21 protein-coding genes, 1 tRNA gene, 1 other RNA gene and 2 pseudogenes are annotated in these 20,665 nt (G+C 56.4%); 15 read left to right on the forward strand and 10 right to left on the reverse strand.

The features are described from left to right. Positions 1-5 precede the first annotated feature (5 nt). The 3 genes from A3K90_RS05415 (at position 6) to A3K90_RS05425 (ending at position 2,520) form a co-directional block, all read left to right on the forward strand. Positions 6-1,241: an ABC transporter permease gene (locus A3K90_RS05415; protein ID WP_303681546.1), complete on the forward strand. Its 1,236-nt coding sequence runs from the start codon at positions 6-8 to the stop codon at positions 1,239-1,241. An 81-nt stretch (positions 1,242-1,322) separates the two neighbouring features. Further along, complete coding sequence (locus tag A3K90_RS05420) at positions 1,323-2,012, forward strand: OmpA family protein (protein WP_303681547.1); 690 nt, start codon at positions 1,323-1,325, stop codon at positions 2,010-2,012. 112 nt (positions 2,013-2,124) lie between these two features. Next, positions 2,125-2,520 (forward strand): DUF4440 domain-containing protein, encoded by a 396-nt coding sequence (locus tag A3K90_RS05425; protein ID WP_303681548.1) that lies wholly within the window; start codon positions 2,125-2,127, stop codon positions 2,518-2,520. Between the two features lie 44 nt (positions 2,521-2,564). Here A3K90_RS05425 and lpxD read toward each other — a convergent pair whose 3' ends face one another. Continuing rightward, positions 2,565-3,623 carry a UDP-3-O-(3-hydroxymyristoyl)glucosamine N-acyltransferase gene (lpxD, locus tag A3K90_RS05430; RefSeq protein WP_303681549.1) on the reverse strand — a complete coding sequence of 353 codons (1,059 nt, stop codon included), beginning with the start codon at positions 3,621-3,623 and terminating at the stop codon, positions 2,565-2,567. Between the two features lie 176 nt (positions 3,624-3,799). On the opposite strand from lpxD, the gene A3K90_RS05435 reads away from it, so the two are divergent. The 5 genes from A3K90_RS05435 (at position 3,800) to A3K90_RS05455 (ending at position 7,936) form a co-directional block, all read left to right on the forward strand. Continuing rightward, positions 3,800-4,771, forward strand: coding sequence for a ribose-phosphate pyrophosphokinase (locus A3K90_RS05435; RefSeq protein WP_303681550.1), 972 nt, complete (start codon positions 3,800-3,802; stop codon positions 4,769-4,771). Positions 4,772-4,799: 28 nt separating this feature from the next. Then, on the forward strand, positions 4,800-5,414 hold the full coding sequence (locus A3K90_RS05440) for a 50S ribosomal protein L25/general stress protein Ctc (RefSeq protein ID WP_303681551.1): 615 nt from the start codon (positions 4,800-4,802) through the stop codon (positions 5,412-5,414). A 151-nt stretch (positions 5,415-5,565) separates the two neighbouring features. After that, positions 5,566-7,008: an ABC transporter permease gene (locus A3K90_RS05445; protein ID WP_303681552.1), complete on the forward strand. Its 1,443-nt coding sequence runs from the start codon at positions 5,566-5,568 to the stop codon at positions 7,006-7,008. Beyond that, complete coding sequence (locus A3K90_RS05450) at positions 7,005-7,667, forward strand: NUDIX hydrolase (protein WP_303681553.1); 663 nt, start codon at positions 7,005-7,007, stop codon at positions 7,665-7,667. The genes A3K90_RS05445 and A3K90_RS05450 overlap by 4 nt, the downstream gene beginning before the upstream one ends. Beyond that, the gene (locus A3K90_RS05455) at positions 7,664-7,936 is read left to right on the forward strand and encodes a hypothetical protein (protein WP_303681554.1); all 273 of its coding nucleotides are present in this window, start codon (positions 7,664-7,666) and stop codon (positions 7,934-7,936) included. Before A3K90_RS05450 ends, A3K90_RS05455 begins: the two co-directional genes overlap by 4 nt. 8 nt (positions 7,937-7,944) lie before the next feature. Here the strand turns inward: A3K90_RS05455 and A3K90_RS05460 are convergent, their stop codons facing one another. Beyond that, positions 7,945-10,224: a ComEC/Rec2 family competence protein gene (locus A3K90_RS05460; RefSeq protein WP_303681555.1), complete on the reverse strand. Its 2,280-nt coding sequence runs from the start codon at positions 10,222-10,224 to the stop codon at positions 7,945-7,947. Between the two features lie 25 nt (positions 10,225-10,249). Between A3K90_RS05460 and metF the strand changes: the two genes are divergently transcribed. Next, positions 10,250-11,119, forward strand: coding sequence for a methylenetetrahydrofolate reductase [NAD(P)H] (gene metF / locus A3K90_RS05465; RefSeq protein WP_303681556.1), 870 nt, complete (start codon positions 10,250-10,252; stop codon positions 11,117-11,119). Between the two features lie 54 nt (positions 11,120-11,173). Here metF and lysA read toward each other — a convergent pair whose 3' ends face one another. Continuing rightward, on the reverse strand, positions 11,174-12,424 hold the full coding sequence (gene lysA, locus A3K90_RS05470; RefSeq protein WP_303681557.1) for a diaminopimelate decarboxylase: 1,251 nt from the start codon (positions 12,422-12,424) through the stop codon (positions 11,174-11,176). Between the two features lies 1 nt (position 12,425). Here lysA and A3K90_RS05475 point away from each other — a divergent pair, with 1 nt between their 5' ends. From A3K90_RS05475 to rnpB, 6 genes are all read left to right on the forward strand, one after another. After that, positions 12,426-12,635, forward strand: a complete 210-nt coding sequence (locus tag A3K90_RS05475) for a hypothetical protein (RefSeq protein ID WP_303681558.1) — start codon at positions 12,426-12,428, stop codon at positions 12,633-12,635. A gap of 52 nt (positions 12,636-12,687) precedes the next feature. Beyond that, on the forward strand, positions 12,688-12,843 hold the full coding sequence (locus A3K90_RS05480; RefSeq protein WP_303681559.1) for a DUF2934 domain-containing protein: 156 nt from the start codon (positions 12,688-12,690) through the stop codon (positions 12,841-12,843). A gap of 177 nt (positions 12,844-13,020) precedes the next feature. Continuing rightward, positions 13,021-13,203 (forward strand): 50S ribosomal protein L33, encoded by a 183-nt coding sequence (gene rpmG / locus A3K90_RS05485; RefSeq protein ID WP_303681560.1) that lies wholly within the window; start codon positions 13,021-13,023, stop codon positions 13,201-13,203. Between the two features lie 62 nt (positions 13,204-13,265). Next, positions 13,266-13,347: transfer RNA gene (locus tag A3K90_RS05490), tRNA-Leu, on the forward strand. 161 nt (positions 13,348-13,508) lie between these two features. Next, positions 13,509-14,309 carry a zinc ribbon domain-containing protein gene (locus A3K90_RS05495; protein ID WP_303681561.1) on the forward strand — a complete coding sequence of 267 codons (801 nt, stop codon included), beginning with the start codon at positions 13,509-13,511 and terminating at the stop codon, positions 14,307-14,309. 72 nt (positions 14,310-14,381) lie between these two features. After that, an RNA gene (gene rnpB, locus A3K90_RS05500) (RNase P RNA component class A) lies at positions 14,382-14,786 on the forward strand. 104 nt (positions 14,787-14,890) lie between these two features. Here the strand turns inward: rnpB and A3K90_RS10310 are convergent. The 7 genes and pseudogenes from A3K90_RS10310 to A3K90_RS05550 form a co-directional block, all read right to left on the reverse strand. Further along, positions 14,891-16,039, reverse strand: a pseudogene (locus A3K90_RS10310) (ATP-binding protein); the annotation flags it as partial. Beyond that, positions 16,028-17,092, reverse strand: a pseudogene (locus A3K90_RS10315) (PAS domain S-box protein); the annotation flags it as partial. The pseudogenes A3K90_RS10315 and A3K90_RS10310, both read right to left, overlap by 12 nt. Before the next feature lie 98 nt (positions 17,093-17,190). Continuing rightward, a complete protein-coding gene (locus A3K90_RS05530) occupies positions 17,191-17,382 on the reverse strand; it encodes a CPXCG motif-containing cysteine-rich protein (RefSeq protein ID WP_303681567.1) in 192 nt (63 codons plus the stop codon). Positions 17,383-17,485: 103 nt separating this feature from the next. Next, positions 17,486-18,643: a pyridoxal phosphate-dependent aminotransferase gene (locus tag A3K90_RS05535; protein ID WP_303681568.1), complete on the reverse strand. Its 1,158-nt coding sequence runs from the start codon at positions 18,641-18,643 to the stop codon at positions 17,486-17,488. Between the two features lie 11 nt (positions 18,644-18,654). Then, on the reverse strand, positions 18,655-19,068 hold the full coding sequence (ybeY, locus tag A3K90_RS05540; protein ID WP_303681569.1) for an rRNA maturation RNase YbeY: 414 nt from the start codon (positions 19,066-19,068) through the stop codon (positions 18,655-18,657). Further along, complete coding sequence (gene hflX / locus A3K90_RS05545; protein ID WP_303681570.1) at positions 19,049-20,356, reverse strand: GTPase HflX; 1,308 nt, start codon at positions 20,354-20,356, stop codon at positions 19,049-19,051. Before hflX ends, ybeY begins: the two co-directional genes overlap by 20 nt. A 61-nt stretch (positions 20,357-20,417) precedes the next feature. Next, on the reverse strand, positions 20,418-20,665 hold a 248-nt coding region (locus A3K90_RS05550), incomplete at its 5' end, for a hypothetical protein (RefSeq protein ID WP_303681571.1).

A 20,665-nucleotide genomic window follows, 5' to 3' on the forward strand; every position in this document is an offset into this window, starting at 1 on the left:
CGCCCATGCCACTTATTGAAATCATCCGGCAGGCAGTCTCCTCACTCGCCGCCAACAAGCTCCGCTCATGGCTTACCCTTATGGGTGTTGCCGTCGGGGTCTTTTCGATCATTGCCGTCATGACCACCATCGACGCCCTCGACAGGAGTGTAGAGTCAGGGCTCGCCAGCCTCGGGGCCAACACCTTCCAGATCCAGAAATATCCCGCAACCGTCTTTGGCAGCGGCCACAGAAGGAACATCTACGTGAACCGTCAGGACATCACCTGGAGGGAGGCCCAGATGTTCAGGAAAAACATGGAACAGAAGGCGCGCACCATAGGCTTCATCATCTCCAGCCAGGCCAACCAGGCCAAGTCCGGCGATAAAACGACCAATCCCGATGTAGTGCTCACCGGCGGAGACGAACACTTCGCAGCATCGAGCGGGTTCGATGTAACGATTGGACGCAACCTCACTGCAAGCGACATCCAGTATGCTAAAAACACCGCCATACTCGGCAGCGATCTGAGGGAAGCACTCTTTCCCGCAAGTGAAAATCCTCTGGGCAAACAAGTCCGCATCGGTGGAGAGGTCTACACTGTCGCCGGCGTCTTCACAAAAAAGGGCGCAGCGTTCGGCCAGAGCCAGGACAATTTCATCCTGATCCCGATCACCCGCTACCTCAGCCATGTCAACGAAAAAAGCAGTCTCGAGATCACGGTGGAAGCCTGGTCGCAGAAAGAGTACGCCCGAACCCTTGATCATGCCATAGGAGCGATGCGTCTGTCAAGGGGGCTTGGCGTCAGAGAGGAAAACGACTTTGAAATCAGGACGAATGAATCGCTGGTGGAATCGTTCCGCGACATCAAGAGCTCCATCAGTATCGGAGCCTTTATCATCAGCTTCATGGCGCTTCTGACGGCAGGAGTCGGCATCATGAACATCATGCTGGTCAGCGTCACGGAACGGACCAGGGAGATCGGTATCCGCAAATCAATCGGGGCCCCCAAAAGCAGCATACTTCGTCAATTCCTCTATGAAGCCCTGCTCCTATCACTTGCAGGAGGCCTCATCGGAGCCGCCGCAGGAGCCGGAGCCGGAAACATCGTGGCAATAAACCTCCAGCTCCCGCCCGTCGTCCCCATCCTCTGGGCCGCAGTCTCCATGGCAGTATGCTCAGCCATCGGGGTCGCATTCGGGCTCTTCCCCGCATGGAAAGCTGCCAACCTCAACCCCGTCGAAGCGCTGAGGGGGAAATAAGTCTCGGAAAGAATGCTAATGATTTCATATATTTTATATATGCAGTACATATAAAATAGCGAACCATAAACCGCAGACACCATGACACACCTGCTGAAACTGACGAGACCCCTCGCATTCATCCTCATTCTTGCAACCGCCACCATGACATGGGGGTGCGAATCAACCAGCCGCACAGGGCGTGGCGCCGGCATAGGTGCTGCGGCGGGGGGTGTCCTCGGCGGCATTATCGGAAGCCGCTCGGGAAGCTGGGTTCAGGGCGCAGTGATCGGCGCGGCCGTTGGCGGGGCGGCTGGAGCACTCATCGGCAACTACATGGACAAGCAGGCGGCCGAGATTGACCGCGATGTCGATGGTGCAAGGGTCGAGCGGGTCGGTGAAAGCATCCGTGTGGTCTTCGATTCAGGCATCCTTTTCACGACAGGATCGGCCACCATAACCTCCACAAGCCGCTACAACATCGAGAAACTTGCAAGAATCCTCAACCGCTACCCTGACACGAACATGGTCATCGAAGGCCATACCGACTCCATCGGCAGCGAAACACAGAACCAGCTGCTCTCCGAACGGCGTGCCGAATCGGTAGCAACGCTCCTGAAAACCTACGGAGTCTCCGGCTCGCGCCTCTCACCGGTCGGATACGGTGAAACCCGTCCGGTCGCATCGAATGAAACCGAAACGGGACGCAGGCAAAACCGCAGGGTCGAGGTGCTGATTTATGCGAACGACAACCTGAAAGATCAGGCACAGAGCGGCGAATTGAGACTGTAGGGAGAGTTGGTCCGGAGGGTTGAGCTTTAAGGCATCCCGCCGCATTTGATGTGGCGGGATTTTTTTATCTTTACGCAGGAGAACCTTCCTTCGGAACCAACAACGATCCCATATGACACACTTCAAGACGGCTGAAGAGATTCTTTTCGGATGGGTTACAAGAGTCTGCAGTGCCAATCCCGATGAAATCGCCGCCCTCTACCATGAAAACGCGGTGCTTATTCCGACATTTTCTCCCCATACGGTCATGGGACCCGTTGCCATCCGGGAATACTTCGCACAGCTGGCGACAAGGGAAGGAATGGGCGTAAGGCTGCACAGCAAGGCGCTCCGAAAGCACATCCTGAGCGACTCGATATCAACCATCAGCGGTATCTATTCCTTTGAATTCGAGGTAGACGGGGTACTGCTCAGCTTCCCCTCTCGCTTCAGCTTCGTCGTGGACATCTCCCAGCCAAAGCCGATCATCCACCACCACTCCTCGCAGGTGCCGAGGAACCTCTCCTGAGGTAGCGGAAGCGGGCCTTATGCTTGATGTAAGCACTTTTCCGCTCAGTCCCGGGAAGTGCCCTGCTCTTTCAGCTCCCTGTCGATGCGGTCGATCTTCTCCTTCATTGAGCCGAGATGGCGGAGCATTGCCTCATGGCGAAGCTGTTCGCGCATGGGCTGGGCAGGATAACCGCGGATAGCGGTTCCCGGCTCGAGAAAGGATTTCGATACCCCGGCCTGGGCTGCCACATGGGTGCGGTCGGCCAGCTCGAGATGGCCGGCAAAACCCGCCTGTCCCCCGATCATGCAGCCGCGGCCCATGATGGTGCTTCCTGAAATACCCGCCTGGGCGGCAATGACGGTATGCTCGCCGATGCGGCAGTTGTGCGCAACCTGCACCAGGTTGTCGACCTTCACCCCTTTTGCAATCACGGTACTGCCCATGGTGGCGCGGTCAATCGTAGCGTTGGCGCCGATTTCCGCATCGTCGCCGATCTCGACAATCCCCATCTGCGGAATTTTCACATAGGAGCCGTCCGGCTGCGGGGCGAACCCGAACCCGTCCGCGCCGATGACACTGCCGGCATGGATGACCACCCGGTCGCCGATGAGGGTGCCGTCGTAGATGGTGACCTGGGGAAACACGGTGCATCGTTCACCGATTTTCACGTCGTGCATAATGACGGTGTTCGGAGCGATCACCGTTCCGGCGCCTATCGAAGAACGGTCGCCGATCACCGCATGCTCACCGACCGCAACTCCTTCACCAAGCCAGACCCCCTCGCCAAGCACTGCCGTCGGAGCAACGCCCGGCCGGGCGAGAGTTCTTGGGCGGGCAAATTTCTGGAGCACGAAAACAAAAGCGGTATACGGATCGGACACCTTCAGGAACGAGCGGTCTCCGGCGTAGAGAGAGACATCGACGGAGTGGTGGACGATGACCAGCGATGCCGAGGTGAGGGAAAGATACCTGAGGTACTTCTCATTGGCGATGAAACTGACCTCGCCGAGGACGGCAGACTCGATTTTGGCCGGTCCGGCTATCTGGGCGCCGCCCTCACCAACAAGTTCAACAGGATCGAAAAACCGGGTGAGGTACTGGCGGATCTCTTGAATGGTCATGTCTCTGGAGCTATGGGGTCGTGGGAAAAAGAGGAAAAAAAATTAATTTTTAACCCGTTTTCATTATATTCGGAGTCCCTGTAAGTGTATCGGACCTTGAAGGATGGCTGAGGATACCGCGGGGCTTTGAAGTACTGCCATAATATAACCCGTTTCATCCGAAAATGCAGGACACGATGGCAAAACCCATTAAAATTTTTGCAGGCCGCAGTAACCCGGCGCTTGCAGAAAAGATTGCCGCCTATCTCGACATGCCCCTTTGCAATGCAAAGGCGGAGAACTTCTCCGATGGAGAGATTTCGGTCAACTATTTCGAGTCGATCCGGGGATCCGACATGTTCATCATCCAGTCGACCAACCCGCCGGCCGACAGCCTGATGGAACTGCTCATCATGATTGACGCCGCAAGACGGTCATCCGCGGCAAGAATCACCGCCGTCATCCCTTATTACGGATACGCGCGTCAGGACCGCAAGGACAAACCGAGGGTTGCCATCACGGCAAAGCTGGTAGCCAACCTCCTAACCGAGGCCGGTGCCAACCGCATCCTGACCATGGATCTGCATGCAGCGCAGATTCAGGGCTTCTTCGACATCCCCTTCGACCATCTCTACTCGAGCGTCGTCCTCATCGAATACGTCCGGCACAAGGAGTTCCGTGACAACCTGGTGGTTGCATCCCCTGACGTCGGCGGAGTAAAACTCGCCAGGAAATTCGCAGAAGAGCTCGGCACCGACCTTGTCATCGTCGACAAACGTCGCCCCAAGGCCAATGTAGCCGAAGTCATGAACATCATCGGCGACGTCAGCGGCAAGAACGTTCTGCTCGTCGATGACATGATCGACACGGCCGGAACCCTCGTCAATGCCGCCAAAGCAATCCGCGAGGCCGGCGGTCTGAAGATCTACGCAGCCGCGACGCACCCGATCCTGTCGGGACCGGCCATCGAGAGAATCAACGCCTCGATACTTGAAAAGGTCATCGTCACCGATTCGGTGGTCACCGGCCACGACTACTCGCCGAAAATCGAAACCGTTACGGTCAGCAACCTGTTTGGCGAGGCGATAAAACGCATTTATGAAGATGATTCCGTCAGCTGCCTGTTCGACAGCAAGAACATCACCCAGAAAATCACGAACAACCACTAAACACTAGCGATAAGAGGATAGGAAGAGCATGGAAACAATAGTACTCGGGGTCGCTCCTCGCGAAATCAAGAAGAATGCAGCCGGAAGGCTCCGCAAAACAGGCGAAGTGCCTGCAGTCGTCTACCATAAAGGTGAGGAAACCATTGCGGTAAGTGTCAATGAAATTGCGCTCAACAAACTGGTCCACTCGGCTGAATCACACATCATCGACCTGAAATTCCCCGACGGGAACGTCAAGCGCTCCTTCATCAAGGACGTGCAGTTCGACCCCGTCACCGACAGGGTCATCCACACCGACTTCCAGTTGGTTTCAGCCCACGAGGTCATCGAGATGGATGTGCCGGTTGCCGTTGAGGGTGATGCCATCGGTGTGGAAAAAGGCGGAAAACTCCAGATTATCCGCCACAGCCTCACCGTGAAAGGCAAGCCAGGTGACATGCCTGCGCACATCACAATCGACGTCACCGCACTCGAGATCGGACACAGCATCCACGTCAGGGAGATTGCGGCAGAAGCGTTCCCCGGCCTCGAAATCATGGATGACCGCGACACTCCTGTCGTCACCGTCCTTGCTTCGAAGAAAGAGGCGGAAGCAACAGAAGCTGCTGCCGGCGCTACCCCGGAAACTTCCGGCGCAGCCTGACAGGTCAGCATACCGGACCGTTTTTATACAGGAAAGCCGCTCTCCGGAAAGGAAGGCGGCTTTTTTTGTTTTTTTCTGTAATATTGTTGGCCCCGCACCGGCATGCCGTGCGAGAGGGCACTACAGCAAGTCAGTGCGAAAGAGCGACAGCGTGAAACCAGATACCCTTCCGTCGACATACCGGCCAAATCCTGCCCAGAAGCCAAAGGGCCGGGGATGGTTTATTCCATTGGCACTTGCCATTTTCCTCATCATCCTATTCAGGGAGGCGCAGCTCGTCGCCCTCAGCTTCCGCTCTCTCATCACGGCAGGAGCCCTTCTCCTCTTAGACCCATCTGCCCTCGGAAGCATCTTCACCCCCGAAATCACGGCATTCTGGATTGCGGCGTTCTACCTCACCCTTGTACCCTCTATCCTCGGCCTGATTCTCTGGAAACGAAGATCTCATAAAAACCAGCCACCCGATGCACCTCAGGAAGAAGGAAGCCTGAGAAACATCAGCCTCAGGGCTTTCATGCGGCAGAAAATCGCCCTCTATGCATCGGCAATCATTTTCATTCTTTATTCAGTGGCATTTCTTGCCCCGTTTCTCGCTCCGTTCAGTCCTTACGACCAGCAGGACTTTCTGGTCACCGCATACAAGCCTCCCCTGACCAAGCTGCAGGCACTGGTGCTGAAGCAGTCGAAAACCCTTGAAATTCCCCTGCAGGAAGGCAGCGGCATAGCCGTCGACCTCGCCAACAGCCTCGTTGCGGACTTCCGTGCCCTCAAAACCCGGAACCTCCCCAACGCCATCCGCTTTGTCGATGAATACCGCATCGAAAACGGAACCATCACCTACCGCCAGGGCATGCGTACGAAAACCATGCCGGTAGAAGAGCTCAAGGATCCCCGACACCCGGCCCTCACCCGGAGCTTCATTCTCGGAACAGACCAATACGGGCGTGACATCCTGAGCCGGGTCATATACGGTTCACGCATCTCGCTCTCGATCGGGTTTCTGGTTGTATTGATCTCCGTGACCCTCGGTACCGTTGTGGGCGTTACATCGGGCTACTTCGGGGGATGGGTCGATGCAGTGTCGATGCGCATCGTCGACGTCCTGATTGCTTTTCCGGCGCTCTTTCTCATCCTCATCATCATCGCAACCTTCGGCAACTCCATCTACCTCATCGTCATCACCCTCTCATTTACCGGATGGATGGGTGTAGCTCGCATTGTCCGCAGCCAGGTCCTCTCCTTGAAGGAACAGGAGTTCATCCTTGCAGCACGCTCACTCGGCCTTTCGCACCTGCGGATCATTTTCCGGCACCTTGCCCCCAATACCCTCACCCCCGTCATCATTGCTGCCACCCTGCGCATCGGCAGCATCATCCTCACCGAAGCGGGACTATCCTTTCTCGGCCTCGGGGTCCAGCCTCCCGTCCCAAGCTGGGGAAACATCATCAATGAAGGGCGCGACAGCCTCTTGAATCATTGGTGGATATCTACCTTTCCGGGTATAGCCATCCTCATCACCGTCGTCTGCTTCAATCTGATCGGGGACGGGGTGCGCGATGCCCTCGATCCTAGAATGCGGGGGCAGGACGCATGAGGTTGAAAAACAGCCGGAAGTCCGATGAATGTCCGAACAGCCGGAAGTCTGGTGGGGACGGAACCGGAAGCGAGGAACCGCAGCCGTGGACCATCCTCGGAACCGAGTACCTGCACAGGGAACCATGGCTTACCCTTCGTCGCGACTGCGTCCAGCTCCAGAGCGGCAGAGTAATCAACGACTATTTCGTTCAGGAGTTCCCCCCGTGGATCAATGTCATCGCTGTGCGTGAAGACGGCCGCATCGTGCTCATCCGCCAGTACCGGCACGGCATAGGGAAAGTCTATTATGAACTACCTGCCGGCGTACACGACCGGGAGGGCGAAAGCCTGCTTGAGGCCGCCCGGCGCGAACTACGGGAAGAGACCGGCTACGGCGGAGGCCGCTGGACCCGGTGGATGGATCTCAGCGCAAACCCGGCCCTCCAGAACAACCTTTCAACGACCTTCCTTGCCGAAGGGGTGAACGAGCTCGGCAGCCAGGAACTTGATGCCACCGAGGAGATTGCTGTAACATCCGCCACCCCCGAAGACCTCTTGAGGATCATTGACAGTGGCCAGATGCTGCAGGCACTCCATACGGCCCCGTTGCTCCGCTATCTTATGACGGGTGGAAACGGCGCCTTAGGCCGAGGAGAGCTCGAAAAGGAAAACGGATGAAAAAAACGGCACAGCTGGCGTTGCTTGAAGCCGCAATCAGAAAAGAAGGCTACAGTCTCCGCTATGAAAAAGGCAACTTCCTCGGTGGCGACTGCAGGCTTCGTGAAGACCGAGTAGTCGTCGTCAACAAGTTCCTGCCGATCGAGGGAAAACTCTACACCCTTGCCAGGGTCATCGGCAAAATCAATCCAGCCGGACTCACCCCCGACGTCGGTGCCATCATCGACAGCATGCTCAACAGCGGGCTCTTCGGCAGGGACAACGCCTGAAGCATCTCTTACAGGAACACCACCTGCTCCGTTTTTGATCGGACCTGCACCCGAGGGTTCCGCTGGGCAAAACGGCTCAGAAAGCCCTTCTCTTTTTTCGGCATCAGCGGTCCCGGGATGAGGATACAGCAGCCGGGCGCGGCATCGCCGATCCAGCCTGACAGCGCAGCCTCGTCCTTCCGCCGGAACCGATGCAGCCGTACCACCGCCATATCCGCTCGCCGCGCGGCCCCGCCCGAAGTGCGGAGCCCCTGCAGACCATTCACCATAAGCAGCGAGCGACTGCGGCTCCATACCCGGAGCACGCCCCCGGCGGGACGGAAAGCGACAATGGAGGACAAAGAGAGCACGCTGTCGGCCGAGAGCATATGACGTCCGAGAGGCACACGAGAGATCACGGAGTCCTTAGCCGAAAACCCGACAGCCGCGCTGAGGGGCGGGAGGGCGAACCCTTCCGCCTGGTTTACTATGCGTTTGAAGGAACGTTCATCCCGGCCGGCATCGATCAGCACGCTCTCTCTTCCGGAACTGAACAGGACCGCAACATCCCTGCCGAGATTGACCGTCACGGCCGAAGGCGGCCCTGGCTGCCCGCCTGAAAACAGCGGCATCCAGATCAGAAAATCAACCACTCCGAGCAGCAGTATGAATGCCCTGACACGCCGGGCAGGCATCATAAACAGCAGTAGTGCGGCCAGAACCGCATACCAGGCCAGCGCTCCTGCAGTGCCCGAACTGAATGGCACCGAAGCAAACGGCACAGCGCTGAACCACCGGGCCGCATCAATTGCAATACCGGCAAAATAGAAGGCGGAAGCAGCAAAGAAGGACGCCAGCCAGCCTGACACGAGATTCATGAAGAGCATCGGCATGAGGGCGTAGACCATCAGCGATGAAAAAAAGACGACCGGGAGGTTGGCCGCGATTCCGACAATGGAGAAACTGCCGAAATACATTGCAATGACGGGCGCGACCCCCGCAGTCGCGGCGACTGTCAGAGACAAGCTTCCCCGAAGTGCATGCCACGCCCCGGCCAGAATACCCCCGCCGGAACCGGCTGGCGGGTTCAGCCGCGGAAGCAGGAGGAGAATGCCGGCAACGGCACCGTTGGTCATCTGGAAACCCGGAGTAAAGAGTTCAAGGGGATCGAAGGAAAGGATGAGGATGTCGGCAAGAGCGAGGGAGTTCAGGGGAAAAGACTTTCTGCCCGACACGCCACCCCCGAGCAGCGCCATCGTCATGATGGAAGCCCTCTGCACTGAAGTCGCACCGCCGGCCACTGAACCATAGAGGATGAGCACAAAGGCCGTCAAGAGAAAAACTGTCCAGCGGCCCGGCCCCGTTACCCGCAGGCGGTGCAGGAGAAGATTGACCACAAGCACAATAAGACCGACATGAAGTCCTGATACAGCGAGGATATGCGCAGTTCCTGTCCGTCGGAACGCTTCACCGAGATCCTCATCCAGCCCGTCCCTCTGCCCGACAAGCACTCCCGCCATGAACTGGCGGCGGGGGCCATCAGGAAAAAAAGCCACAAGGGTGTCGATGACATAGTCGTGGACCGGGTGCACGAACAACCGTTTGAAGGCCCCGCCGTCGCTCTCGCCCTCATGCAGAACCCGCCAGGGACCCTCTGCGTAGATTGATGCCGAGACCCGCTGCAGGCGTGCCCTCTGGTGCGGATTGAATTCGCCTCGATTGGCCGCGCCGCCAGGGATTCCCACCAATCCACTGACAAGCACCAGATCCCCGTCCCGGAGCGAAAGTGCCTCCCCTTTCGGGTGCTGGACAAAAACGGAAGCCCGCTCATGCATAGCTTTTTCCACATCACCCTCATGCATGCTCGAAATATCCAGAACGAATGCGGTACCGCGTGAGGAACCCCCCGGGCGCCCGTCGACACGGCCTGCGACAACAACAGTGCGACCGGCCTGCAGGAGCAGGCCGCCCTGCGGCACATGGTTGAAGAGAAAGTCTCCATATGCACCGAACCCTGTAAAAACCACTGCCAAATAGAAGAGTGCCGTGAATGGGGCGGGGAAACGGCTGGAAGGAATGCGGAGACTGAAGACGAGGCCGATTGCAGTCAGGGTGAGTGCCACGCTGAATGCCACAATCCATATGTCAAGTGAAAAAGGGTGACGGGTTCCGGCCAGGATGCCGGCAACGACAACTGCAAGAAGGCGCAGCGCAGGGTAGGGAGCCAGGCCGGAACGGGGTGGAGCATGGAGTGGGCGTATAATTTTTACGCGCGCTAAGCCATTGTTTCGTATATTCTTCTTTTTCAAAGAAAGCTCCTAACCCACTGTGTGCATGCTGGTCAAAGAGATCCTGAACACGGCCGAAAAGCCGGTATTCAGTTTTGAGTTCTTCCCCCCGAAAAAAGATGAAGACTGGGAGACGCTGTTCGACACCATCAAAGCCCTCTCCCCCCTGAACCCGTCCTATGTCAGCGTCACCTACGGCGCAGGCGGCTCAACCCGTACCCGCACCCATGATCTGGTGACCCGCATCCAGAAAGAGACCGGCCTGTCCGTCGTTTCCCACCTGACCTGCATCTCTTCAAGCAGAGAAGAGACCGGGACCATCATGGAAAACTACCGCCAGCATGGCATCAACAACGTCCTTGCCCTCAGAGGAGACAAGCCGGCCGGGGCCGCCACGCTTGCTGAAGCAATAAAGGATTTCCCCCATGCCATCGATCTGGTCCGGTTCATAAAAACCAACTACCCCGACTTCGGTGTCGGCGTGGCAGGGTTCCCGGAAGGCCATCCCGAAACGCCCAACAGGCTTACGGAAATAGAGTATCTGAAGGAAAAGGTCGATGCCGGCGCAGACTACATTGTCACCCAGCTCTTCTTCGACAACCGGGACTTCTTTGATTTCAGGGACCGCTGCAGACTGGCCGGCATCACAGTACCGATCATTGCCGGCATCATGCCTGTGACGACGAAGAAAGGCATGATCAGAATGTCCGAACTCGCTCTCGGTGCGCGCATTCCCGCTCCGCTTCAGGAAAAAGTAATGGCTGCATCAAGCGAGGACGAAGTTGCCTCGCTCGGCATTGAGTGGGCAACCCGACAGGTCCAGGAGCTTGTCGACAACCATGTCCGCGGCATCCATTTCTACACACTGAACATGGCCGACGCAACCCTCAGAATCTTCAGGAACCTCCACGCCTGAGCCGTACTCCCCTTTCGGGGTTCTGGTCCGGATCACGGACCGGAATCATGTGCCCTACACCTCGTTCTGTATCAGCTGTTCAAAGCTTTCACGCCGGCGGATGACCTGTACGTCACTCCCCGCCACCATCACCTCGGCAGGACGAAGCCGTCCGTTATAGTTGCTTGACATAACCGCGCCATAAGCACCTACCGTCATCACGGCAAGCAATTCACCCTCAGGAGCATCGCCGATTGAACGATGGCGTGCGAAGAAATCACTTGACTCGCAGATCGGACCCACCACGTCAGCAACAACCGTTTTATCATGATCGGTCACGCTGAGAACCTCATGATGCGATTGATAGAGCGCAGGACGGATGAGCTCGGTCATGCCACCGTCTACTACGAAAAACTCTTTTCCGGTATGGTTGCGCTTCCGGTACAGAATCCTGGTCAAAAGCACGGAAGCATTGGCAAGCAGAAACCTTCCCGGCTCAAAAATCACCTTCACGCCGGTAGGCTTCAGCATCGGAATGATCTTGTCGGCAAAGCGGTCGAGCGGAGTCTCAGGCTTCATCGGGTCGTAGGTTGCAGGGAACCCGCCACCGATGTCCAGGAACTCCACCCCAAAGCCCTTACTGCGTGAATAATTGAAGATATCGAGCAGTTTGGTAATGGCTGCGACATAGAACTCGGGATCGAAAATCTGCGATCCGATATGCATGTCGAGTCCAGTAAGAAGAACATTGTCGAGCTCCCCCAGAAGCGAGAAAACCTCAGGAAGCTCAGCCTCATCAATCCCGAACTTCTCCTTGCTGTCGCCAGTGGTGATGTAAGGGTGGGTTTCAGCGGTGACATTGGGGTTGATGCGCAGGGCCACGGGAGCCTTGAGACCTCTTGCAGCGGCAATGGTATTGATTGCCCGGAGTTCTGAGAGCGATTCCGCCTTCAGCATGAGTACCCCGCTTTCAAGCGCATAGGCAATTTCATCGGGGCGTTTGCCGACACCGGCAAAAATAATCCGGTTTCCGGGAACACCGGCCTTAAGGGCGCGGAACAGTTCCCCGGCAGAATTGACGTCGCACCCGCATCCAAGATCGCCAAGGGTCTTTATGACACTGAGGTTGAAATTCGCCTTCACCGAATAGCAGGTAAAGTGTTCCAGACCGGAAAAAGCCGCTTCAAATTCGCGGTACCGGTCTTCGATGCTGTGTTTCGAAGTGACGTAGAGAGGGGTCCCCCACCTGGAGGCCAAATCTTCAAGGGCGACGCCTTCACAGAAGAGCGCTCCGTTATCGTAGTGGAATGCAGTGCGGTCGAGCAAGATGCAGCAGAATTTTGTGGTTGTCAGGGAACGTTACTTTGTACTGAATGATGAAGATACCAAAAATCCTGCGGTTTTCGGAGCAGGCTCCCAAGCCCCGGCAGCACAAGCCGGACGAATTCCTTCCTGCAGCTGGAACCAAATCATTGAAGTGGATGTTTTTCAAACGCCAGCAGTCAAAGCCGTAGGGCTCCCGGCACGCGCAGTATGATGACAACCAGAAGTGATACTTTATACCATGAAACCCATCAACAGGAGAGAACATGTCGAACAAGAGCAAAGAAGAGATGCCTGAAGAACAGATCAGCAGGGAAGAGGAAATCAGGCTTGCGGCTTACTTCCTCTGGGAACAAAAGGGCAGGAGGAGCGGTAGCGACGTTGAGGACTGGCTTGAGGCCGAAGAAAGCCTTATGCACTAGATAGCAATCACTGCAGGGATGCTCTCAGAGGGCCGCTCCATAGGGGCGGCCCTTTCTATTCAGACATCAACTCACTAGGAAGACAGGAAAGAACGGGTTCTTATTTGCAAAATCTAGCAGGTCGTCTTATATTCACTGCTCTTTACAATTTATCCCCTACATACCAGGAAGCGAATCATGGCCAAAGGAAAAGAAAACAGAATCGTTATAACGCTTGAGTGCACTGAAGCCAAAAAAGAAGGAAAAACGGTTTCGAGGTACAGCACGACGAAAAACAAAAAGAACACCACCGAAAGGCTCATCCTGAAGAAATACAACCCCAACCTGCAGCGCCACACCCTGCACAAGGAGATCAAGTAATTTTTGTTTTTTGCATTGTAGCCAAAAAGAGCTTATTTGTTTTTGTTTCAGCATAACGCGTTGCCCGAATGGCGGAACTGGTAGACGCACTCGTTTCAGGGACGAGCGCCGCAAGGTGTAGGAGTTCGAATCTCCTTTCGGGCACAAACAAGTTTCCTTAGCGATATGCACAAGAGGTCCCTCATCAAAGTTTCTGCAGACGGTTCAGTTAAGTCTGTTATTTCACATACCACCCGGCAGAGCGTGCACCTTTTCACTGAAAAGGTGCTTTTTTTATGCCTCAATAATCCAAAACACAAGCAGTAGTGGATCATACGAAAATCAACCTCCTCGTCAGGCTGCAGCACCTTGACAACCAGATAGAAAAAATCGTCAGCCTCCAGAAAGGCCTGCCGGAAGAGATCAGCGCCCTGGAAGAGGATCTGGCATTCACAACCCGCCAGATCGCAGCCCGCAGCAAAACCGCCGAGGAGCACCTGAAGCTCCGCCAGTCGTTCAATGAAATCATTAACGGCTGCCACGAGAGGATCCAGTCCTTCAAGGAGAAACAGACCCTTGCCAGGAACAACAAGGAATATGACGCCCTCTCCAAGCAGATCGAGTATGAAGAAAAGGAGATCGCCCAAGCCGAAATACGTCTGCAGGACATCAGCCAGGGAGAACAGCGCAAGGAAGAGCTTCAGAAAAAAGGCCGGCAACTGATCGAAGAAAACCGTTACGACGAAATGACGGAAGACATGATGCCCGACGATGTCCTCCAGCAGCAGTTGACTGATCTGGATAAACAGGTCAAACATAAAAAAGAGGAACTCAACGGCATCGTCATCGAGACCGAAGACGAGGTCAAAGCGCTCCGGAAGAAAATCGAAGCGCAGAGGGAAATCATCAAGACCGAGTCCAAGCGCCTCCTCGACAAATACGACCACCTCCGCAGCGGCACCCTCCAGAATGCCGTCGTCAGGCTGAACCGCAACGCATGTTCCGGCTGTAATACCCGTGTACCTACCAACCGTCACACCATGATTGTGCAGGGCGGGTTCTACCTCTGCGAGTCATGCGGCCGCATCGTCGTTCACGAAAGACTGTTCGAAGAAGCTGAAGACTGACCTCCGATAACGAGGAATGTTCTTCAGGTTATCCTTGTTCTTTTATTCGTCTCTCAAGAGATTCTTTAGCTGAAACCGCAAGTGTGCAGCCGCTCTGCGCCTCCGGGTGCAGGGAGGAAAGTCCGAACTTCACAGGGCAGGGTGCCGGTCGAGATACCCGAAAGGGAATCAAGCCCGGGTATGGCGGTGCAAATCGTCCATAACAGAGAGCGCAGCAGAAAGCAGACCGCTCCGGGAAACCGGAGTAAGGGTGAAACGGCGGTGTAAGAGACCACCAGGCATTCCGGTAACGGGATGCGCTATGCAAACCTCCCCGAAGCAAGGCTGAATAGGAAAGCTTTTCCCGTAAGGGAAAGAGGGCGGCCCGCCCGATTCCGCAAGGAGAGTTTTCGGGTAGGCCGCATTAGATAAATGGCTGCAGTTTTACCCGGCACGCCGGATAATTCACAGAATTCGGCTTATATCTTCGGTTTCGGCTTTTTTATTTTCCCTCCGGGGCCGGCAATAAGCCCCGATACCCCCTCAAGCAGATCCTTTACGGAAAACGGCTTGTGCAGATGCCCGACCCCCGATTCCGGAACCCCTTCTTTTTCAAGCACACTCGCGGCATAGCCCGACATGAAGAGAACCCGCATGGCCGGACAGAGGTGGCGCAGTTCCAGATACAGTTCACGACCATTCATCCCCGGCATGATAATATCGGTAAGGAGCAGATCTGGACAGCAGGAACCATTCTGAAGGGCCGCCCTCGCCGATGAGGCACCATCTGCCTCAATAACCCGGTAGCCGTAATGACGGAGTGCATCGGCAACAAACGAACGCACAACGGCACTGTCCTCCACCACCAGCACGCTTTCACCACCCGCAACAGGAGGGCTGAACGCAGTGCCTGCATCCGTCTGCGATGAAGCAGGATCTCCAGGAGAGACTGGAATATACACGGTAAAGGAAGCGCCTTCTCCGGGGTTGCTTGCAACCGCGACCATCCCGTTATGCTGGCGGGCAATGCCGTATACGGTCGCCAGACCGAGACCTGTGCCGCTCCCCTTCTCTTTCGTCGTGAAAAACGGCTCAAAAACCCGCTCCAACGTCTCGCTGTCCATGCCCGAACCGCTGTCAGTGAACGAAAGGGCCGCACAGTCCACGGGACCGATCTCGTCGAGAGCCTCTCTCGGCAACCGGTCGGCATCAACTTTTTCGGTACATATCGAAAGTCGGCCTCCACCCGGCATCGCATGCTGCGCATTGACGGCCAGGTTCATCATGACCTGCTCGATCTGGCCTATGTCTCCCTCAATCACGAGCGCTCCTTCAGCAAGTGTTTCTTCAATGGCGATATCCTCCGGCAACGTACGGCGAAGAAGGGGCAGAAACCCCCTTACGACGGCGTTGAGGTCCAGCACCCTGAAATCAAGCGACTGGCGACGACTGAATGCAAGCAGCTGGCGGATCAGGTCGCGGGCACGGATCCCTGCGCCGTGGATGGCCCGGATATCCTGCAGACGCTCATCATCAGGACCGAACTGCGTGTCAAGAATCTCGGCATATCCGAGAATAGGCGTCAGAAGGTTATTTAGATCATGGGCCACGCCGCCGGCCAGCCTGCCGATAGACTCCATTTTCTGAGACTGGAACAGATCCTGCCTGAGCCGTAATCGCTCCGCTTCAGCACGGTGCCGTTCAGTAGTGTCATGCACGAACACAAGCGCACCGTGATGAGCGTCATGCATGAACGGGACTGCTGACACATCGGCATCGAAAAAAGAGCCGTCGCAACGCAGGAACCGACGTTCTTCAGGAAACGGAAGGCCGATCCGCTCTTCGTTGAGCTTCCGGATCCGCTCGAGTACCCGTTCACGGAAATCCGGATGCAGATGATCGACCACCGGACGGGAAAGCATCTCCTCTTCCTTTGCCGCCCCGAACATCCTGAGCGCTGCGGGGTTAAGGTAGGCGAACGTACCGCCGGTCTGAATGAATATCCCGTCGGGAGCCGACTCCACAACAGCACGAAAGCGCGCCTCGCTCTCCCGGAGAGCCTTTTCGGCCTCACGACGTTCCGTGATGTCTTCAGCTGTAACGATCTGATAGAGTGGCTCGCCATGCTCGTCACGCACGAAAACAATGTCGATCTGGACCGGCACCAGCGAACCGTCCTTGCGGCTCTTGAAGGCCTCGAACTTACAGGAGCCACTCTCGGCTGAACGAAGGAGGCAGGAGCTGACAACGTCTTTCTGTGAATCCGGATAGAACTCCATCAGGTGCATCCCGATCATCTCTTCGACCGTTCGGCCGTGCAGCCCGGCATAAGCAGGGTTGCAGGCAAGAATGCGCCGGGTATCGGGATCCTCGAGTGCTAAGCCGTGGGTACAGTGCTGAAACGCATCGGTCAAAAGACGGGTCTTCCGGGCAGCCTGCATCCGTCCGGTAATATTGCGGGCAACCGCATAGACAACACCGTCTTCGGCCGGGGAAGCGTTCCACTCCATCCAGAGCCAGTCACCGCTCCGGGACTGCAGACGGTTGATGAAATTGACGGTACGCTGTCCGGACCGCTGTCGCTCCATCTCCCGTTTCGTCGAAGAGCGATCGTCGGGATGCAGAAGACGATAGAGCGACATCGAGAGCAGTTCCCTCGCAGTGTAGCCGAGATGTTTCTGCCAGGCGGCATTTACCTGCAGAAGCTTTCCCTCGATCGACATCATGCAGAGCATGTCGGGAACAAGTTCAAAAAAATGCCCGGCATCAAACGAACGCGCCATATATCCCCTTTCATTTTGCATGACAATGGACCGGTTACGTTGTCAATTGCGGAACTCAAACGCCCGCCCGATACTTGACCGGCAGGCATGCACATGCTTAAGGGGCCGGGGAAACCCTCTCAGGCATCTTCAGGACGCGCCTCGACGGATGGGGTACCGTTCAGGGCGATTGTCACGACAATGGTGACCGGCTTGCAGCAGACAGGGCAGTCCTCTGTGTATTCCTGATTTCCTGCAGCACAGTCGATTTCAAGATCCATGGCCTCCCCACAATAAGGGCAAGGCACGGAAACGGATTCCAGAAGGTTCATGGCTTTATAGTAGTTTACGGTTTACAGCACCATACTCCTTCGTAGGGAGAGCACATACACCAACTTATAAAATATAACCGCGGGAACCCTCAATCGGTTGCCTTCAGCGAAGAATCTGCAGGCCGCGGCACGCATCATCGAGCACCCCGTCTTCTTTTGCATAGCAGAACCGCACAAACGACTCCCCTTTTCCTCCGCTGTAGAAAGCACTGCCGGGCACTGAAGCCACGCCGGTCTTATGAAGGATATGGATGGCCCGTTCAAATGCATTCCGGCCGGGTATCCCGGTCACATCCGCAAGAACATAGTATGCTCCGTCCGGAACGGCGGGCCTGAGCCCTGCCGCCGACAGCGCCGAGCAGAACCGGTCCCTTTTCAGCCGGTATTCCTCTGCAAGATCCCGGTAGTAGTCATCCCCGAGTTCATCCATCCCGCAAGCAACGCCAGCCTGCAAAGGCGCGGGAGCACAGACATACACCAGATCACTGAAATACCCGATTGCTGCCGCCCACCGAGCATCTGCAATGGCGTAACCGATCCGCCATCCCGTCACGCTGTAGGTTTTCGACGCCCCCGAAATGGTGATGGTCCGTTCTTTCATGCCCGGAAGTGTCGCAAAGGGCAGGTGAGAAAGACCCCCGTACAGGAAATGTTCGTAAATCTCATCAGTGAAGACAAACAGGTCAAAGCGTTCGGCAGTGGCGGCAATGACCTCCAGTTCGCTTCTGGAAAACACCTTTCCGCAGGGGTTCGCGGGAGTGTTGACGATGATTCCCCGCGTCTTTGGTCCTACGGCGGACATGAGGTCTGCTTCGCTAAAAGACCATCCTTCGGGATTCAGTGGCAGAAATACGGGAACGGCTCCCGCTGACTGCAATGTGGTGACATGGTAGCCATAGAATGGCTCGAACACGATCACCTCGTCGCCCGGATCGAGCAACGCCTGAAAGGCACTGTAAAGGGCACCCGTGGCACCAGCCGTGACAACGATCTCACTGTCGGGGTCGCACACCATGCCATACATACGCTGCTGCTTCTGCGCGATGGCCCGCCGAAGCACGCCGATGCCGACATGCGGCGTATAGGTGTTCAGGCCTCTCTGCATGGCATCGGCAGCCCCCCGCAGAACCACCTCAGGAACCGGGGTATCGCAGACGCCCTGCGCGAGGTTGATGCCGCCCTGGCGGCTGCATTCGAGGCTCATGCTGCGGATTTCCGACTGCATGACCGTACCGTGACGGTTGCTGAGGTGAAGGCTCATGGATTGAAATGTTATCGAAAAAGCTGTTGCAGGTAGCTATCCTCCCTCTCCGTCATACGGCGGCGGTCTTCGGGCAAATGGTCGTCATACCCGGCGAGGTGGAGAACGGAGTGGATGGTGACACGAAACAGTTCACGCTCGAAGTCCGTATTGAAGCACCGGGCGTTCTCTTCAATGACGTCGAGGCATATGTAGAATTCGCCCTCGACGTTCCCGCCGCTCCCGTAAGGAAAGGAAATGGTATCGGTAGGCCAGTCATGCTGCAGGTACTCCCGGTTGATGCGGCGGCTCATCCTGCTTCCGCAGTAAACCGCAGCAATCCCTAGAGCATGCCTGCCTTCGCCCTGGATGACGGTCTCCACCGCTCGACAAAGGAGTGCATCGTCGAGTTTCCGGCGGGTCGTGTTATGAATCTGCAACTGCATGTCCGGCCTCTTCGCTATGCCCGGTGAGGGCGTCGATATGCTTCAGTCTGTTCTTGTGCACCCTGTAGGTCAACTCGACCTCTTCGTCGACGCACCGCCGGCCGGTCACTTCGGTATGCTCATAAAGGTAGCCGATGATCTTGTAGTCGGCGACATGTACCCTGATCCGGCGTTCACTGTAATCACGGCCGACATGCTCTGCGATGCACTCTTTCAAGGCCGTCAGGTTTATGCCGCGCGCGGCTGAAATGAACACCGCATCGGGGTAGCGTGCCCTGAGGTCGCGAAGCACCGAAGGGTCCGCAAGTGCATCGATTTTGTTGAACACATCGATGATATGCTGATGCTTCACGCCGATCTCGCGAAGCGTGCTGCGAACCACCTGCATCTGTTCCTCGAAACCCGGATGGCTGAGATCGACGACGTGCAAAAGGAAATCGGCCTGCAACACCTCGTCAAGTGTGGAGCGGAAGCTTTCGACGAGGGTATGCGGAAGTTTGCGGATGAATCCCACCGTGTCGGAGAGAAGAACGAGTTTATTTATCTTCAGCTCGAGACGCCGGGTCCTGGTGTCGAGCGTAGCAAACAGCCTGTCCTCTGCGTATGCACCGGCATCGGGACAAAGCTGGTTCATAAGGGTAGACTTCCCCGCGTTCGTATAGCCAACAAGCGCCACCCTCGGCACGCTGCGCCGGCTGCCGGTCTGGGTATCGTGCTGCAGCGACACGTCCCGAAGCTTCTGCTTGAGTGAAGCGATACGGTTCCTCACCAGCCGACGGTCTGTCTCGATCTGGGTTTCGCCGGGACCCTTGGTTCCGATGCCGCCCTTCTGCTTCGAAAGATGGGTCCACTGACCCGAAAGCCGGGGCAGCAGATATTCAAGCTGGGCGAGCTCAACCTGCATCTTCGCCTGGTGCGACTTGGCCCTGATGGCAAAGATCTGGAGAATGAGGCCGGTGCGGTCAATGACCTTGCAGTCGAGCGCACGCTCAAGGTTCCGGGTCTGGCCCGGAGTGAGGTCATCGTCGAAAATGACAATATCCACCTGATCCTCCTTCGTCATCTCCAGGAGCTCATCCACCTTTCCCCGGCCTATGCAGTAGGCCGGATCGCGGAGCTTCCTTTCCTGGATGAGTGTCCGGACGACATCGGCTCCCGCAGTATCGGCAAGGAAAGCCAGCTCGACAAGGTACTCCTCGACAAGTGAACGGGGTATTTCTGGAGGAGAGGGAAGGCCGACCAGTATGGCCCTCTCCCTCGGGTGTTCAGTAACGGGCGTATTCGGCAACAGCGGTATGATTACTTAAGTGGTGGAGCGGCAACAATCTGCAGGAGTGCGTGTTGCGATATTAGATGCATTGTTTTATCTTGCCCACGCTTCCTCTCTCTGAATATTCCATGGCTATGTCCATAGTTATGTCCATAATAACATTCCGCAGGCGCTGAAAGTTACAAATTTCTGAGGCGACGCCATACCCCGGAAAGAGAGAAAAAAAGGAACCGAAGCGGACGGCCGACAACAAGCGCACGAGGTGATGCATCACGACAACGACAGGGAAACCATCGCCATCAAGGCAGCCGGAGGCTCTACGCCGCT

It is taken from the genome of Pelodictyon luteolum, from assembly GCF_001622165.1.
Taxonomy (GTDB): domain Bacteria; phylum Bacteroidota; class Chlorobiia; order Chlorobiales; family Chlorobiaceae; genus Chlorobium; species Chlorobium luteolum_B.

Coding starts and splice junctions, on each gene's coding strand:
- A3K90_RS05415 (WP_303681546.1), top strand. CDS start 6: ATGCCACTTATTGAAATCATCCGGCAGGCAGTCTCCTCACTCGCCGCC.
- A3K90_RS05420 (WP_303681547.1), top strand. CDS start 1,323: ATGACACACCTGCTGAAACTGACGAGACCCCTCGCATTCATCCTCATT.
- A3K90_RS05425 (WP_303681548.1), top strand. CDS start 2,125: ATGACACACTTCAAGACGGCTGAAGAGATTCTTTTCGGATGGGTTACA.
- lpxD (WP_303681549.1), bottom strand. CDS start 3,623: ATGACCATTCAAGAGATCCGCCAGTACCTCACCCGGTTTTTCGATCCT.
- A3K90_RS05435 (WP_303681550.1), top strand. CDS start 3,800: ATGGCAAAACCCATTAAAATTTTTGCAGGCCGCAGTAACCCGGCGCTT.
- A3K90_RS05440 (WP_303681551.1), top strand. CDS start 4,800: ATGGAAACAATAGTACTCGGGGTCGCTCCTCGCGAAATCAAGAAGAAT.
- A3K90_RS05450 (WP_303681553.1), top strand. CDS start 7,005: ATGAGGTTGAAAAACAGCCGGAAGTCCGATGAATGTCCGAACAGCCGG.
- A3K90_RS05455 (WP_303681554.1), top strand. CDS start 7,664: ATGAAAAAAACGGCACAGCTGGCGTTGCTTGAAGCCGCAATCAGAAAA.
- metF (WP_303681556.1), top strand. CDS start 10,250: ATGCTGGTCAAAGAGATCCTGAACACGGCCGAAAAGCCGGTATTCAGT.
- A3K90_RS05475 (WP_303681558.1), top strand. CDS start 12,426: ATGCAGCAGAATTTTGTGGTTGTCAGGGAACGTTACTTTGTACTGAAT.
- A3K90_RS05480 (WP_303681559.1), top strand. CDS start 12,688: ATGTCGAACAAGAGCAAAGAAGAGATGCCTGAAGAACAGATCAGCAGG.
- rpmG (WP_303681560.1), top strand. CDS start 13,021: ATGGCCAAAGGAAAAGAAAACAGAATCGTTATAACGCTTGAGTGCACT.
- A3K90_RS05530 (WP_303681567.1), bottom strand. CDS start 17,382: ATGAACCTTCTGGAATCCGTTTCCGTGCCTTGCCCTTATTGTGGGGAG.
- A3K90_RS05535 (WP_303681568.1), bottom strand. CDS start 18,643: ATGAGCCTTCACCTCAGCAACCGTCACGGTACGGTCATGCAGTCGGAA.
- ybeY (WP_303681569.1), bottom strand. CDS start 19,068: ATGCAGTTGCAGATTCATAACACGACCCGCCGGAAACTCGACGATGCA.